Origin of the sequence: Streptomyces sp. RP5T, from assembly GCF_003933965.1 — a bacterium.
Lineage (GTDB): Bacteria > Actinomycetota > Actinomycetes > Streptomycetales > Streptomycetaceae > Streptomyces.
This window is the reverse complement of sequence record NZ_RSAJ01000168.1, coordinates 1-15,471: the sequence shown is the minus strand read 5'-3', so window position 1 is coordinate 15,471 and position 15,471 is coordinate 1. Positions and strand designations below refer to the sequence as shown.

Here is a 15,471-nt window from a genome sequence, read left to right as displayed (position 1 = left end):
ACCCGGTGCTGGTGCCCGCGGAGGCGATGCTCGGGGCGGACGGCGCCGGACGCGACATCGTGCTGAGCACGGTCCTGCCGTGGCTCCTCGAACTCCGGGCCGCCGCAGGGACCCGCCGCCCACCGGTCCTCGCCCCGGCCCTGGACCCGGGCCTCGACCCGGCCCTCGAATCCGGGGGCGCCCGCCGCCCCGCCGGCTCCCTCGCCGCGTCCTGACCGTGCCCGGCCGGACGTCAGCCCCGGTTCGCCCCGGCCGCGATCTGCCTGCGGTAGAAGTCGGTCGTGCGCTCGGTGTGCTTGCGCATCACCTCGCCCGCCTGCTCCGCGTCACCCTTGGCGATGGCCCTGATGAGCTGGGTGTGCTCGTTCCACGCCTCCTTGCCACGGGGCTTGGCGATGGGCGTGTAGTACCAGCGGACCTTCTGGCCGACCTGGGCGATGAGTTCGGCCAGTACGGCGTTGTCGGCGACCGCGGTGATGAAGTCGTGCAGCGCGGTGTTGGCGGAGACCAGTCGCTCCGCGTCACCGTCGGCGAGGGCGGCGATGCCTTCCAGCTGGAGCTCGTCGAGGCGGGTGATGTCCTCGGGCCCCGCGTTCTTGGCGGCGAGCTGGGCCGAGTAGGTCTCCAGGACCGACCGGACGCCGAGGAGCTGCGCGGCCTCCTCCTCCGTGGGGGAGTGGACGAAGGCCCCCTGGGCCGGCCGCAGATCCACCCAGCCCGCGGTCTGGAGCCGCTGGAGGGCCTCGCGCACCGGCTGGCGGCTGACACCGAGGTGTTCGGCGAGCTCGGCCTCGACCAGATGCTGGCCGGGCTTGAGGGAGCCGTTGATGATCAGCTCGGTCAGGGCGTCGTACACGGCCTGGCGCAGCGGTGCCGGGCGGGTGACGCGCCGGGACGCTGCGGCCGTGAGTGCCTCGCGCATGGTTGTCCCGTTCTGCCGCCGGGATCTCCGGGCGGCGGTTCTGCCAGGTGGAGGGCCGTGCGGAGAATCGCCGACGGCCGCGCCAGCATACAGGTTTTGGTATGCAACATGGCGGGCGGCGACTTCAGTTCGGCCCTGGTGGGCGCACATGTCGTCGTCGTTCGGGTGTCCGCCCTCCCGTGCGGGAGGGTTGTGTATACAGAAGTCTGTATGGAGTATTGTCGAAGTCTCCTGCATCCCTCGCCGGGGACCCGCGTGACGGAAGGCGAAGCGATCATGACGACCAGCGGGAATGACGGGACGGTCGAGAGCGTGGTCCGGGGGGTGGTGGCCCGTCATCGCGGCGAGCGCGGTGCGCTGCTGCCCGTACTGCACGCCGTCCAGGCCGAGTTGGGCCATGTGCCGCAGGAGGCCGTGCCGGTGCTCGCCGAGGAGCTCAACCTCTCCCGGGCGGACGTCCACGGAGTCGTGACCTTCTACCACGACTTCCGTCGCGAGCCCGCGGGCCGCACCACCGTGCGCATCTGCCGCGCCGAGGCCTGCCAGGCGCTGGGCGCCGACCAACTGGTGCGCTACGCGAGCGAGTCGGGACTGCGGCTGGGGGAGACCACGGCGGACGGCTCGGTCACCGTCGAGCAGGTCTTCTGCCTCGGCAACTGCGCGCTCGGTCCCACCGTCGAGGCGAACGGACGGCTCTACGGCAGGGTCGGCCCCGCACGCCTGGGCTCGATCCTCGACGGGACGGTCTCCTCATGAACAACCCCTCGCACTCCGCGGCCACCGTCTACGTCCCCCGCGACTCCGCGGCCAGGTCCGTCGGCGCCGACGAGGTCGCACAGGCCCTCCGACAGGCGTCAGGCCGCGGCGACTTCGCACTGGACGTCGTACGCAACGGATCGCGCGGCATGCTGTGGCTGGAACCCCTGGTCGAGGTGGTGACCCCCCAAGGGCGCGTCGGCTACGGCCCGGTGGCCCCCGAGGACGTCGAGGGACTCCTCGCCGCCGGCCTGCTCGACGGCGGGGACCATCCGCTGCGGCTCGGCATCGTCGACGAACTGCCCTGGCTGGCACGCCAGAACCGCGTCACCTTCGCCAGGGTCGGTGTGACCGACCCCCTGTCCACCGAGGACTACGAGGCCCACGGCGGCCTCGCCGGCCTGCGCGCCGCACTGGAGCTGGCGCCCGCGGACGTGGTCGCCGAGGTCACCGCGTCCGGACTGCGCGGCCGCGGCGGCGCCGGATTCCCGGCAGGCGTCAAGTGGAAGACCGTGCTGGAGTGCGCCGACGAGCTGAAGTTCGTCTGCTGCAACGCCGACGAGGGCGACAGCGGGACCTTCGCCGACCGCATGGTCATGGAGGGCGACCCGTTCATGCTCATCGAGGGCATGACCATCGCCGCGCACGCGGTCGGAGCGAGCGAGGGCTACCTGTACATCCGCTCGGAATACCCGGACGCCGTGGCCACGATGCGCCGGGCGATCGGCATCGCGCGCGAGCACGGCTGGCTCGGCCGGAACATCCTCGGCTCCGCCCTCGACTTCGACCTGCACGTCCGCGTCGGCGCCGGCGCGTACATCTGCGGCGAGGAGACCTCCATGCTGGAGAGCCTGGAGGGCAAGCGCGGCATGGTCCGCGCGAAACCGCCGATCCCCGCGATCGAGGGCCTGTTCGGCAAGCCGACGGTGGTGAACAACGTCCTCACCCTCGCCACCGTGCCCGTCGTCATGGCCGGGGGCGCGAAGGCGTACGAGCAACTGGGCGTCGAACGCTCCCGAGGCACCCAGGTCTTCCAGCTCGGCGGCAACATCGCCCACGGCGGCATCGTCGAGACCGCCTTCGGCATCACCCTGCGTGAACTCATCGAGGAGTACGGCGGCGGCACGCACTCGGGGCGCCCGGTGCGCACCGCACAGGTCGGCGGCCCCCTCGGGGCCTATCTGCCGGAGTCGATGTTCGATCTGCCCATGGACTACGAGGCGTTCGCGGCCGCCGGCGCGATGGTCGGCCACGGTGGCGTGGTCGTGTTCGACGACAGCGTGGACATGGCCGCCCAGGCCCGCTTCGCGATGGAGTTCTGCGCCGAGGAGTCCTGCGGCAAGTGCACACCCTGCCGGGTCGGCGCGGTGCGCGGCGTCGAGGTGATCGACAAGATCGTCGCCGGCACCCACCGCGAGGAGAACCTCGCCCTGCTCGAAGACCTCTGCGACCTGATGACCGAGGGCTCGCTGTGCGCGATGGGCGGGCTCACCCCGCTGCCCGTGCGCAGCGCCCTCACGCACTTCCCCGACGACTTCCTCGGCGGCCGTCGACTCCTGGACATCCACCCCGTACAGGCGACTGGCCCGAAGACGGAGGGCACGGCATGACACTCCTCAAGGAACCCGACTTCGGAACCCCCGAGCGGCCCGGCCCGGCCACGGTGTCCGTGGAGGTGGACGGCCTGCCGGTGACCGTCCCCGAGGGCACCTCGGTGATGCGCGCCGCGGCCCAAGCAGGCGTCGACATACCGAAGTTGTGCGCCACCGACAGTCTGGAGGCCTTCGGCTCCTGCCGGTTGTGCGTGGTCGAGATCGACGGCCGGCGCGGCACCCCGGCCTCCTGCACCACCCCGTGCGCCGACGGCATGAGGGTCAGCACCCAGACCCCGAAGGTCGAGAAGCTGCGCCAGGGCGTGATGGAGCTCTACATCTCCGACCATCCCCTGGACTGCCTGACCTGCCCGGCCAACGGCGACTGCGAACTCCAGGACATGGCAGGCGTGGTGGGCCTCAGGCAGGTCCGGTACGGCTACGAGGGCGAGAACCACCTCGACGCCGAGAAGGACACCTCCAACCCCTACTTCGACTTCGACCCGTCCAAGTGCATCGCCTGCTCCCGCTGCGTCCGCGCCTGCGGCGAGGTCCAGGGCACCTTCGCCCTGACCATCGAGGGACGCGGCTTCGACTCCAAGGTCTCCCCGGGCGCGGGGGAGTCCTTCATGGACTCCGAGTGCGTGTCCTGCGGAGCGTGCGTCCAGGCCTGCCCCACCTCCACGCTCCAGGAACGCTCGGTCGTCGAACTCGGCATGCCCACCAGGTCCGTTGTGACCACCTGCGCCTACTGCGGGGTCGGTTGCTCCTTCAAGGCCGAACTGCGCGGCGACGAACTCGTGCGCATGGTCCCCCACAAGGACGGCGGCGCCAACGAGGGCCACTCCTGCGTCAAGGGCCGCTTCGCCTTCGGCTACGCCACCCACCCCGACCGCCGGCTCAGGCCCATGGTCCGCGAGCGGATCACCGACCCCTGGCGCGAGGTCGAGTGGGACGAGGCGATCGGCATGGTCGCCCGCCGCATGCGCGAGATCCAGGACCGCCACGGAGCCGGCGCGATCGGCGCCATCACCTCCTCGCGGTGCACCAACGAAGAGGTCTACGTCGTACAGAAGATGGTCCGCGCGGCCTTCGGCAACAACAACGTCGACACCTGCGCCCGCGTCTGCCACTCCCCGACGGGATACGGGCTCAAGCAGACCTTCGGCGAGTCCGCCGGTACCCAGGACTTCCGCTCGGTCGCCGAGGCCGACGTCATCATGGTGATCGGCGCCAACCCCACCGACGGGCACCCGGTGTTCGCCTCCCGGATGAAGCGACGCCTGCGCGAGGGAGCCGAGCTGATCGTCGTCGACCCGCGCCGCATCGACCTCGTGCGCTCCCCCCACATCGAGGCCCGGCACCACCTCCAGCTGCGGCCCAGCACCAACGTCGCCGTCGTCAACGCCATGGCCCACGTGGTGGTCACCGAGAACCTGGTCGACCGGTCCTTCGTGGACCAGCGCTGCGAAGGCTTCGACGAGTGGGCCGATTTCGTCGCCCGCCCGGAGAACAGCCCGGAGGCCGTCGAGGAGATCACCGGCGTCGCGGCGGCCGAACTCCGCGCCGCGGCCCGGCTGTACGCGACCGCGCCCAACGGGGCCATCTACTACGGCCTCGGCGTCACCGAGCACAGCCAGGGATCCACCATGGTCATGGGAATGGCCAACCTCGCGATGGCGTGCGGCAACATCGGTCGCGACGGTGTCGGCGTGAACCCGCTGCGCGGCCAGAACAACGTGCAGGGCTCCTGCGACATGGGGTCCTTCCCGCACGAACTCCCCGGCTACCGGCACGTCTCGGACGACGCGGTCCGTACCGTCTTCGAGAACCTGTGGGGCGGAACCCTCCTCGCCGAACCGGGACTTCGCATCCCCAACATGTTCGACGCGGCCATCGACGGCACCTTCCGCGGCCTGTTCGTGCACGGCGAGGACATCGCCCAGTCCGACCCCAACCTGGGGCACGTCACCGCCGCGCTGGAGGCGATGGAACTCGTCGTCGTCCAGGACCTGTTCCTCAACGAGACGGCGAAGTTCGCCCATGTCTTCCTGCCAGGCGCGTCCTTCCTGGAGAAGGACGGCACCTTCACCAACGCCGAACGCCGCATCAACCGCGTGCGCTCGGTGATGAAGCCCAAGACCGGCAAGCACGAGTGGCAGATCGTCAGCGAGATCGCCACCGCCATGGGCTACGAGATGTCGTACGACCATCCCGGCCAGATCATGGACGAGATCGCCTCGGTCACGCCGACCTTCACCGGGGTCTCCTTCGACCTCCTCGACAAGCTCGGCAGCGTCCAGTGGCCGTGCAACGAGGCGGCGCCCGAGGGCACGCCCATCATGCACGTGGACGAATTCGTGCGCGGCAAGGGCAGGTTCGTCGTCACCTCCTACGTGCCGACGACCGAGCGCAGCACCCGGCGCTTCCCGCTGGTCCTCACCACGGGCCGCATCCTCAGCCAGTACAACGTCGGCGCCCAGACCCGCCGTACCGGCAACGTCGCCTGGCACCCCGAGGACATCCTGGAGCTGCACCCGCACGACGCGGAGGTCCGGGGCATCAACGACGGTGACATGGTCACCCTGGCCAGCCGCGTCGGACAGACCACCCTGCGTGCGGAGATCTCCGACCGGATGCCGACCGGGGTCGTGTACACCACGTTCCACCACCCCGTGACCGGTGCCAACGTGGTGACCACGGAGAACTCCGACTGGGCGACCAACTGCCCCGAGTACAAGGTGACCGCCGTGCAGGTCGCGCTCGCCCGCCCGGACCGGTCCGGCGAGGCCGGGACGACCGGGAACGATCTCGTGACGGTGGTGGACTGAGATGGCGGGGACCGTGCCGGCCGAGTGCAGGATGGCCAACGACATCGCCAGGAACCTCGGCCATCTGCCGGGGGAGGAGGCCGCGGAGGCGATCGCGGGACACATCGGCAAGTTCTGGGACCCGCGTATGCGGACGCGTCTGCACGAGTTCGCCGGCGCCGGAGCGGACGGCCTCGACCCCCTGGTGGTGGCCGCGGTGAAGCTCCTGAGCTGACGTGTGCCGTCTCCTCCCTGTACATAGGCCCACACTGCATACAGTATGGAGTCAGTGATCCCCAGTGATCCCAGGGCAGGGAGGAGCCGCACATGCTGTTCCGGCAGCTGGAGTACTTCGTGGCGGTGGCGAGGGAGCGGCACTTCGCCCGGGCGGCGGAGTCCTGCTATGTCTCCCAGCCCGCGCTCTCGGCGGCCATCGCCAAGCTGGAGCGCGAGCTCAACGTCACGCTGATCAACCGCGGCCACAACTACCAGGGCCTCACCCCGGAGGGCGAGCGGCTCGTCGTCTGGGCCAAGCGGATCCTCGCCGAACAGGACGCCTTCAAGGCGGAGGTGGCCGCCGTGCAGTCCGGCATCAGCGGCACCCTGCGGCTGGGCACGGACCCCACCGCGTCGACGACCCTCGCCCTTCCCGTGGCCGCCTTCTGCGCGGCGCACCCGCTGGCCAAGGTCCAGGTCCGCTCCAGACTGTCCACGAAGGAACTCCACCGTCAGCTCCGTGACTACGAACTCGACGTGGCCATCGCCCACTTCGACCCGGACGACCAGGAGGGCCTCCAGGTCGTCCCGCTCTACCAGGAGAGGTACATGCTCCTGGTCTCCGACGACCAGCTGGTGGCCCAGTCCGCCACGGTCTCCTGGGCGGACGCGGCCCAGCTGCCGCTCGCGCTGCTGACACCGGACATGCGGATCCGGCAGATCGTCGACACCGTGTTCGCGGAGAAGGGGTACGTGGTCACCCCGCAGGTCGAGACGGACTCCATCGCCTCCCTCTACGCGCACGTGGGGGGCGGCGGCTGGGCGAGCATCGTCCCGCACACCTGGCTGAGGGCGATGCCGGTGGTCGGTCGCACCCGGGCGGTGCCCCTGGTCGACCCCGAGGCCGGCGCCCAGGTCTCGGTGGCCATCCACGCGGCGACCCCCGGCTCGGTCGCCGCCCGGGCATTCGTCAACGCGGCGACGAGCCTCTCCCTGGACGACTTCTTCGCCCGCCCCCTGCCCCCCGAACACCGAGTGCGCTGAGCCGGCCGACGGCTCTGGACTCGGCGAGTGCGCACCCTGGCGTGGACCCCGGGTCGGCTTGTCACCTGCTCTCGATCAGTCAGGAAGTCTGTGCCAGCGACGGCAGATCGTCCAGCGGAGTCTCCCCGGCCCAGTCCGACCGGCTCCTGCGCCGAGGCGTCCCCTGCTCGTCGACCTGCGGCAGCTCCCGGGTGCGCTCCTCGTCCCGGAAGTACCCTCGCGGCACCCGGTCCGAGGGGCCCTCCCCCGGCGCCGGAGGCACGGGCGGCAGCACCGCCGTCTCGTCGGCGGCACCAGGAGGAACCGGCGGCAGCACCGCCGTCTCGTCGGCGGCACCAGGAGGAACCGGCGGCAGCACCGCCGTCTCGTCCGCCGCACCCGAAGGAACCGGCGGCTGCGGAAGCTCGGCCGTCACCTCGGAGTCGGCGGCCTCGCCGGACGCCCCGGAGGACTCCTCGTCGTCCTTCACCATGGACACGCGGGGCAGCACAGCCGTCTCGTCCACCGGCCCGCCCGACGCGTTAGTCGGCGTCACCACGGGCGTGGGCACGGTCGCCGCGTCCAACCCCGCCGCCGGAGTGGCGGCCTGCTTGGGCCCTTCCTCCGCCGCCGCGGCCGCGGCCTCGGCGAGCCGCCGGGCCTCCTCCGCCCGCAGCAACGCCTCCTCGGCCTTGCGCTGCTTCTCCAGCCGCCGCTCCTCGGCCTCGGCGCGCAGTCGCGCCTCCTCCTCGGCCCGCTTGCGAGCGGCCTCCTGCTGGGCCTTGCGCCGCGCCTCCTCCTCGGCACGGGCTTTCTCCTCGGCCAGGAGCCGTGCCCGCTCCTCCTCGGCCCGCCGGCGCGCTTCCTCGGCCCGCAGCCGGGCCTCCTCCGCCTGGCGTTCGGCCTCGCGGCGCTGGGCCTCCTCCAGCTCGCGCCGCTTGCGCTCCTCCTCCTCGGCCTTCAACCGGGCGAGCTGCTCCTGGCGCTCCCGCTCCAGGCGCTCCTCCTCGGCCTTGCGCGCGGCCTCCTCCTCGGCCCGGCGCCGCGCCTCCTCCTCGGCCTTGCGGCGGGCCTCCTCCTGCTCCCGGATCTCCTGCTCGGACAGCGGCAGCATCTGGTCGAGGCGGTGACGTACGACGGTCGTGACGGCCTCGGGCTCCTGCCCGGCGTCCACGACCAGGTAGCGCCCGGGGTCGGCGGCGGCCAGCGTGAGGAACCCGGACCGCACGCGCGCGTGGAACTCCGCGGGCTCCGACTCCAGCCGGTCCGGCGCCTCGGTGAACCGCTCGCGGGCGATCTCCGGGGACACGTCCAGCAGGACGGTCAGATGCGGCACCAGTCCGTTCGTCGCCCAGCGGTTGATGCGGGCGATCTCCGTCGGGGACAGGTCGCGCCCGGCACCCTGGTAGGCCACGGAGGAGTCGATGTACCGGTCGGAGATCACGACCGCGCCGCGCTCCAGGGCGGGCCGGACCACGGTGTCGACGTGCTCCGCGCGGTCCGCCGCGTACAGCAGCGCCTCCGCGCGGTGCGAGAGCCCGGCGCTCGACACGTCCAGCAGGATCGACCGCAGCCGCTTGCCGACCGGGGTCGCCCCCGGCTCGCGCGTGACCACGACCTCGTGGCCCTTGGCCCTGATCCACTCGGCGAGCGCCTCGGCCTGGGTGGACTTCCCGGCCCCGTCGCCGCCTTCCAGCGCGATGAAGAACCCGGTGCCGGCGGGCACGGTCTCCGGGTCGTCGCCGCCGAGCAGCGCGTCCCGCAGGTCGTGCCGCAGCGGTACGCCGGACCGGTCGTCGACCTTGGCGAGCACCAGCGCGGCCACCGGCAGCAGCAGCGCGCCGACCAGCATCAGGGTGAACGCGGCACCGCCGTGCGCGAACACGAACTTGCCGTTCTCCAGGCGGTGCGGTCCGATCGCCGCGGCCACCACGGGGGCGGCCAGGGCGCCGAAGGCCACACCGACCCGCACGACCGCGTGCAGATGCTCGGTGGTCCGGGCCCGCCGGTATTCCTCGGTCTCCTGGTCGAGCAGGGTGTGTCCGGTGTTGGCGGCCACGCCCGCGCCGACACCGGCCAGCGCGTCGATCAGCAGCACGGTGGTGACGTCCGGGACGAGCCCGGCGGCGAGCAGGGCGACCCCGGTGAAGGCGATCGCCAGCGCGAGCAGCCGACGCCGCGACAGCGAGACCAGCACCCTGGGCGCCGTACGGATACCGACGACTACGCCGCCGGTCAGCGCGAGCACCATCAGCCCGTACAGCACCGGGCCGCCGCCCAGGTCCCTGGCGTGCAGCACGGCCACGGCCACGGCGGCCGCGATCGCCCCGGCGACGGCGGCGCAGGCCGGCACAAGCAGCGGGATCGCGCCGGTACGGCCCTTGTCGACGCCGGTGCCCGTCTTGGGCCGGCGCAGTCCCTCCAGCGGCGAACGCGCGCGGGGGGTGCGGGTGCCGGGCAGTTCCAGGAAGGTCAGCAGGGACAGGGACGCGGCGAACATGCCGGCCGCGACGTACGACCCGAGGGCCGCCTGGTGCTGTCCGAACCAGGCGATGCCGGAGCCCAGCAGGTTGTTGAGCAGGCCCGCGACGACGAGCGCGGCACCGGCGAGCGGGATCGCCACGAAGGTCGTCCGCAGCGACAGGCGGCGCAGCGCGTCCAGGTGGTCCGGCAGCGGTCGTACCGTCGCCCCCTCCGGAGGCGGGGCCGGCAGCAGGGCGGGGGCCGCGCTCTCGCGGCACACGGTCCAGAAGCGCTCGGCGACGCCGGTCACGAAGACGGTCACCAGGAGCATCGCGAGGGCGTCGGCCGGCATCCAGTCGATCCACAGCGGCGCGACGATGAGCAGGGCGAGCCTGACCCCGTCCGCGCCGGCCATGGTCCAGCGGCGGTCGAGCGGCCCCTCCTGCGAGGTGAGCGAGGTCAGCGGGCCGAGCAGGACGGCGCCGAAGAGCAGCGTCGCCAGGATGCGCGTACCGAAGACGGTCGCCACTGCGAATGCCGCGCCCCGGTAGCCGCCACTGAATGAGCCCTCGGCAATGGCCGCCTGAAGGGCCAGCAGCACCAGCACGAGAAGTGCGAGGGTGTCGCCGATCCCGCCGACGAGCTGGGCGCTCCACAGGCGTTTGAGCTGGGGCCTGCGCAGCAGGGCGCGGACGGCGCGCTCGCGGGAGTCCGCGGCCAGGGCGTCGTCGGGGGCCGGTTCAGGGGCCGTTGGCTGCTCCGCACGGGTCATGCGTTCAGCCTATCGGGAGCCACCGACAGCCCGGAGGGCCCGTCCTGACGTGCGCACGTCCCGACACCAAAGTGATGCCGGGACGTTCGCATTGCGAAGCCTCGGTGGAGGAACAGCGCCGGACTCAGTCCTCCGACGCCGCCTTCGACGCCGCCGCCTTCTTCGCGGTGGCGGTGGTCTTCTTCGCCGTCGTCTTCTTCGCGGCCGTCGTGGTCTTCTTCGCCGCGGTCTTCTTGGCGGCCGTCGCCTTCTTGGCCGGGGCCTTCTTGGCGGGCGCCTTCTTCGCCGCCTTCTTGGCGGGCCCCTTGGCCCGCTTCTCGGCGAGCAGTTCGAAGCCGCGCTCGGGGGTGATCTCCTCGACGCTGTCGCCGGAGCGCAGGGTCGCGTTGGTCTCCCCGTCGGTCACGTACGGTCCGAAGCGGCCGTCCTTGACCACCACCGGCTTCTCGCTGACCGGGTCGGTGCCCAGCTCCTTCAGCGGCGGCTTGGCGGCGGCGCGGCCGCGCTGCTTGGGCTGGGAGTAGATCTGCAGCGCCTCTTCGAGGGTGATCGTGAAGAGCTGCTCCTCCGTCTGCAGCGAGCGCGAGTCCGTGCCCTTCTTCAGGTACGGGCCGTAGCGGCCGTTCTGCGCGGTGATCTCCTGGCCCTCGGCGTCGGCGCCGACGACCCGCGGCAGCGACATCAGCTTCAGGGCGTCGTCCAGCGTCACCGTGTCCAGCGACATCGACTTGAACAGCGAGGCCGTACGCGGCTTCACGGCGTTCTTGCCGGTCTTCGGGGTGCCCTCGGGCAGCACCTCGGTGACGTACGGGCCGTAGCGGCCGTCGCGGGCGATGATCTGATGGCCCGTCACCGGGTCGGCGCCCAGCTCGAAGTCGCCGCTGGGCTTGGCGAGCAGTTCCTCCGCGAGCTCGACGGACAGCTCGTCCGGCGCCAGGTCCTCGGGCACGTCCGCCCGCTGGTGGTTCTCGGAGTCCTTCTCGCCGCGCTCGATGTAGGGGCCGTAGCGGCCGACCCTGAGCACGATGTCGTTGCCCACCGGGAACGAGGAGACCTCGCGGGCGTCGATCGCGCCCAGGTCGGTCACCAGCTCCTTGAGGCCGCCGAGGTGGTCCCCGTCGCCGTTGCCGGCCTCGGCCGCGCCGCCGATGCCGTTGCCCTCGCCGAAGTAGAACCGCTTCAGCCACGGCACGGACTGGGCCTCACCGCGCGCGATGCGGTCGAGGTCGTCCTCCATCTTGGCGGTGAAGTCGTAGTCGACGAGCCGCCCGAAGTGCTTCTCCAGGAGGTTGACCACGGCGAAGGAGAGGAAGGACGGCACGAGTGCCGTGCCCTTCTTGAAGACGTAGCCGCGGTCGAGGATCGTGCCGATGATCGACGCGTACGTCGACGGGCGGCCGATCTCGCGCTCTTCGAGCTCCTTGACGAGGCTGGCCTCGGTGTAGCGGGCCGGGGGCTTGGTGGCGTGCCCGTCGACCGTGATCTGCTCGGCGGACAGCGGGTCGCCCTCACTGACCTGGGGCAGTCGGCGCTCGCGGTCGTCCAGCTCGGCGTTCGGGTCGTCGGCGCCCTCGACGTAGGCCTTGAGGAAGCCGTGGAAGGTGATCGTCTTGCCGGAGGCGCTGAACTCGACGTCCCGGCCGTCGGCGGCGGTGCCACCGATCTTCACGGTCACGCTGTTGCCGGTCGCGTCCTTCATCTGCGAGGCGACCGTGCGCTTCCAGATCAGCTCGTAGAGCTTGAACTGGTCGCCGGTCAGACCGGTCTCGGCGGGCGTGCGGAAACGATCACCCGAGGGGCGGATCGCCTCGTGCGCCTCCTGGGCGTTCTTGACCTTGCCGGCGTACGTCCGCGGGCTCGACGGCAGGTAGTCGGCGCCGTAGAGCTGGGTGACCTGGGCGCGGGCGGCGGTGATCGCCGTGTCCGACAGGGTCGTGGAGTCCGTACGCATGTAGGTGATGAAGCCGTTCTCGTACAGCTTCTGCGCCACCTGCATGGTGGCCTTCGCGCCGAAGCCGAGCTTGCGCGAGGCCTCCTGCTGGAGGGTCGTCGTACGGAACGGGGCGTACGGCGAGCGGCGGTACGGCTTGGACTCGACCGAGCGGACCGCGAACCGGGTCTGCTCCAGCGCGGCGGCCAGCGCGCGGGCGTTGGCCTCGTCGAGGTGGAGGGTGTTCGCGCTCTTGATCTGTCCCAGGGAGTCGAAGTCGCGGCCCTGCGCGACCCGCCTGCCGTCGACGGTCTGCAGACGCGCGACCAGCGACGACGGGTCCGAGGGGTCTCCCGCGCGGCCGGTGGCGAAGGTGCCCGTCAGGTCCCAGTACTCGGCGGAGCGGAACGCGATGCGCTCGCGCTCCCGCTCGACGACGAGCCGGGTCGCGACGGACTGGACACGGCCGGCCGACAGGCGCGGCATGACCTTCTTCCACAGGACCGGCGAGACCTCGTAGCCGTAGAGGCGGTCGAGGATGCGGCGGGTCTCCTGGGCGTCGACCAGCTTCTGGTTCAGCTCGCGCGGGTTGGCGACGGCGGCCTGGATCGCGGCCTTGGTGATCTCGTGGAAGACCATCCGCTTGACCGGGACCTTGGGCTTGAGGACCTCCTGGAGGTGCCACGCGATGGCCTCGCCCTCGCGGTCCTCATCGGTGGCGAGGAAGAGCTCGTCGGAGTCCTTCAGCAGGTCCTTGAGCTTCTTGACCTGGGCCCGCTTGTCGGCGTTGACGACATAGATGGGCTCGAAGTCGTGCTCGACGTCCACGCCGAGGCGGCGGACCTCGCCGGTGTACTTCTCGGGCACCTCCGCGGCGCCGTTGGGGAGGTCGCGGATGTGCCCGACGCTCGCCTCGACGACGTATCCGGGGCCGAGATAGCCCTTGATCGTCTTCGCCTTGGCAGGCGACTCGACGATGACGAGTCGGCGGCCGCCCTGTGCGGTCTCGCTGGTCGGGGACAACTTCGCTCTTCTCTCCGGTCGACACTGGGGTCTCCCCAGGCCTTGGTTCCCGGGGTCGGGTCATACGGACGCTTGCGGAGTGTGACGGTACATCCCGCCCCCGTGTCAAACGGGAAAAGCCCGCAACGGCCACTCGAACGGTAACCCGACTACCGCCATTCCTGCCGCCCGGAGTACCCACCGGCCTTTTCGGGCTCAACCGGAGGGTGATCTCCCCCTTACCGGCCGGACCGCTCGCGGCGACCTCCCATGTGCCGTCCTAGAGGCCGGTGAAGCACCATGCGCCGAGGGCCAGCGCAATGAGCGCGGCGAGCGTCGCGAGGGTCGCGGATGCGACGGGACTCACACCATGGGCGACGGGCTCGCGATGCCGTACCCGGGCCGCGGTCCACGCCAGCAGCCCTCCACCGAACAGGGCGAACACCGTTCCCGCGAAGATCGCCGGTCCGCTCTCCATGGTCTTCCTCGCCCCTTTTCTCCCGGCCGCGCGTGCGCCTGCGATGGAGACTGGCACGCGCGGGCGGCGGACAGACGAACCCCGGGTTAACGCCGGGCCGACCCGACCGCGGGCCCCGGACGGGTCCCGCCCGGCCCTCCGCCCGAGCGCCGCACCCTCGCCTCCCCTGGCCGACCCGGCCGACCACGGATCCCGTCCGGATCCCGTCCGGATCCCGTCGGGACCCGTCCCGTTCTCGCCCGTTTCTCTCCCGGACCCGCGCATACGCGACCGGGACCGCGGCGGATTCGGCTCGGAAACCGACCGGATTCATACCGCGCCGGGCGGAGGTATCTTCCCGGTCGATTTCTTGTTGTCGGTCAGGCTGACCGTGCACACGATCTTGGTGAATCCCTTCTTCCAGTCGTCCTCGTCGGCCACCCACCCGTACACGAGACGCTCCCGGTCAGGTGCCCAGGCCGCCTCGAATTTGTTGCCGCACAACTTGGTCGCGTTGTCGGTGCCCTTCTTGTGGCTCATTCCGTCCGGGGCCGGAACGGTGCCGATCACCTGGTCGGTGTGCGGTTCGGAACAGTCGGTGAGGGGAGCCTGGTAGCCGTCGTCGAGCTGCTGGTACACCCAGCAGTCGCCGACGCTCATCTGACCGACCCACAGGTCCGTGCCCGGGTCCCGGAGACGGCCCACCTCACCGCCGATCGCGGCATGGCGCCCGAGGACCAGACACGCCGTACCGCCGCCCGCCGCGCGGAAGCCCCGCTCGGTCGGCACGACGGCGTACCCGGCCGCGTCCGGCAGCGCGTCCACGACGGCCCGGCTCAGGCTCGCGCAACGGTTCGCCCCGCGGGCCTCGGCGTCGGCGAAGTCGGTGGCCGTGTCGACCGCCACGACCTGGCCGTCCGGCCAGTCGTCCGCGCAGTCCACGACCCCGAGGTTGGGCGCCGACCTGAACGGCGTCCCCGACCACACCGCCTGCACGCAGTCCCCGGTCTCCAGGGGCTCGTCGAGCCCGACCACGTCGCCGTACGGCAGCACGGGCCCGGTGGGCGACGACCCCTGCGACGCGCTCGCGCCCGCCCGCGGCGACGACTTGGTCGCGGTGTCCTTCTTGTCGTCGTCCCCGGTCAGCGACATGACTGCCCACGCGCCGCCCGCCACGACGAGGAGCACGCCGAGGACGAGCGCGACGAGGGCGAGACGTCTTCCGGGCCCGCCCGAGCCTCCGTGTCCACCGGCCGCCCCACCGCCGTACGGCTGCGGGTACGGCGCCGGGGCCCCTCCGCCGTCGTACGGCGAACTCGCCTGCTGGGCATAGGGGTTGCCCGGTGCCGGTCCCCGCCCGGCGGCGGTCGGCCACGCGCTGTACGGCGATGCCGGGCCGGGGGTGGCCGGACCCCGCGCACCGGCCCCGGCGTCGGCCGCGCCCACCGGGGTGTGCGGTGTCGGGGTCCGTGGAGGTGGGGGCCCACCGGCAGCCGGGCCGCCCCAGCCCCCGGCCGACGGTCCGAAC

10 protein-coding genes and 1 pseudogene are annotated in these 15,471 nt (G+C 71.7%); 6 read left to right on the top strand and 5 right to left on the bottom strand.

All coding sequences use genetic code 11. The annotated features are described in order from the left end of the window. Positions 1-215 (top strand): annotated as a pseudogene (locus EHS43_RS19235) (acyl-CoA dehydrogenase); the annotation flags it as partial. Between the two features lie 17 nt (positions 216-232). Here EHS43_RS19235 and EHS43_RS19230 read toward each other — a convergent pair. Beyond that, positions 233-922: a GntR family transcriptional regulator gene (locus EHS43_RS19230; RefSeq protein ID WP_125192005.1), complete on the bottom strand. Its 690-nt coding sequence runs from the start codon at positions 920-922 to the stop codon at positions 233-235. A 276-nt stretch (positions 923-1,198) separates the two neighbouring features. On the opposite strand from EHS43_RS19230, the gene EHS43_RS19225 reads away from it, so the two are divergent. The 5 genes from EHS43_RS19225 to EHS43_RS19205 all read left to right on the top strand — a co-directional run bounded on the left by EHS43_RS19225 (position 1,199) and on the right by EHS43_RS19205 (position 7,340). After that, entirely contained in the window at positions 1,199-1,678 is a 480-nt protein-coding gene (locus EHS43_RS19225; RefSeq protein WP_125192004.1) for an NAD(P)H-dependent oxidoreductase subunit E, read from the top strand. Further along, positions 1,675-3,288 carry an NADH-quinone oxidoreductase subunit NuoF gene (locus EHS43_RS19220; protein ID WP_125192003.1) on the top strand — a complete coding sequence of 538 codons (1,614 nt, stop codon included), beginning with the start codon at positions 1,675-1,677 and terminating at the stop codon, positions 3,286-3,288. Before EHS43_RS19225 ends, EHS43_RS19220 begins: the two co-directional genes overlap by 4 nt. After that, positions 3,285-6,101, top strand: a complete 2,817-nt coding sequence (gene fdhF / locus EHS43_RS19215; RefSeq protein WP_125192002.1) for a formate dehydrogenase subunit alpha — start codon at positions 3,285-3,287, stop codon at positions 6,099-6,101. Before EHS43_RS19220 ends, fdhF begins: the two co-directional genes overlap by 4 nt. Before the next feature lies 1 nt (position 6,102). Next, positions 6,103-6,315, top strand: coding sequence for a formate dehydrogenase subunit delta (locus EHS43_RS19210; RefSeq protein WP_260470610.1), 213 nt, complete (start codon positions 6,103-6,105; stop codon positions 6,313-6,315). Positions 6,316-6,407: 92 nt separating this feature from the next. Continuing rightward, positions 6,408-7,340 (top strand): LysR family transcriptional regulator, encoded by a 933-nt coding sequence (locus EHS43_RS19205; RefSeq protein ID WP_125192001.1) that lies wholly within the window; start codon positions 6,408-6,410, stop codon positions 7,338-7,340. A gap of 79 nt (positions 7,341-7,419) precedes the next feature. On the opposite strand, the gene tmk is transcribed toward EHS43_RS19205, so the two are convergent. The 4 genes from tmk to EHS43_RS19185 all read right to left on the bottom strand — a co-directional run. Beyond that, positions 7,420-10,554 carry a dTMP kinase gene (tmk, locus tag EHS43_RS19200; protein ID WP_125192000.1) on the bottom strand — a complete coding sequence of 1,045 codons (3,135 nt, stop codon included), beginning with the start codon at positions 10,552-10,554 and terminating at the stop codon, positions 7,420-7,422. Positions 10,555-10,678: 124 nt separating this feature from the next. After that, a complete protein-coding gene (gene topA / locus EHS43_RS19195) occupies positions 10,679-13,507 on the bottom strand; it encodes a type I DNA topoisomerase (RefSeq protein ID WP_125191999.1) in 2,829 nt (942 codons plus the stop codon). Between the two features lie 259 nt (positions 13,508-13,766). Next, positions 13,767-13,964, bottom strand: coding sequence for a hypothetical protein (locus tag EHS43_RS19190; RefSeq protein WP_125191998.1), 198 nt, complete (start codon positions 13,962-13,964; stop codon positions 13,767-13,769). 309 nt (positions 13,965-14,273) lie between these two features. Next, on the bottom strand, positions 14,274-15,471 hold a 1,198-nt coding region (locus EHS43_RS19185; protein ID WP_185806308.1), incomplete at its 5' end, for a septum formation family protein.

What these genes read in the sequence shown, in the direction of transcription:
- EHS43_RS19220 (WP_125192003.1), top strand. Translation starts at nt 1,675, where the DNA reads ATGAACAACCCCTCGCACTCCGCGGCCACCGTCTACGTCCCCCGCGAC.
- EHS43_RS19210 (WP_260470610.1), top strand. Translation starts at nt 6,103, where the DNA reads ATGGCGGGGACCGTGCCGGCCGAGTGCAGGATGGCCAACGACATCGCC.
- EHS43_RS19205 (WP_125192001.1), top strand. Translation starts at nt 6,408, where the DNA reads ATGCTGTTCCGGCAGCTGGAGTACTTCGTGGCGGTGGCGAGGGAGCGG.
- EHS43_RS19230 (WP_125192005.1), bottom strand. Translation starts at nt 922, where the DNA reads ATGCGCGAGGCACTCACGGCCGCAGCGTCCCGGCGCGTCACCCGCCCG.
- tmk (WP_125192000.1), bottom strand. Translation starts at nt 10,554, where the DNA reads ATGACCCGTGCGGAGCAGCCAACGGCCCCTGAACCGGCCCCCGACGAC.
- fdhF (WP_125192002.1), top strand. Translation starts at nt 3,285, where the DNA reads ATGACACTCCTCAAGGAACCCGACTTCGGAACCCCCGAGCGGCCCGGC.
- EHS43_RS19190 (WP_125191998.1), bottom strand. Translation starts at nt 13,964, where the DNA reads ATGGAGAGCGGACCGGCGATCTTCGCGGGAACGGTGTTCGCCCTGTTC.
- EHS43_RS19225 (WP_125192004.1), top strand. Translation starts at nt 1,199, where the DNA reads ATGACGACCAGCGGGAATGACGGGACGGTCGAGAGCGTGGTCCGGGGG.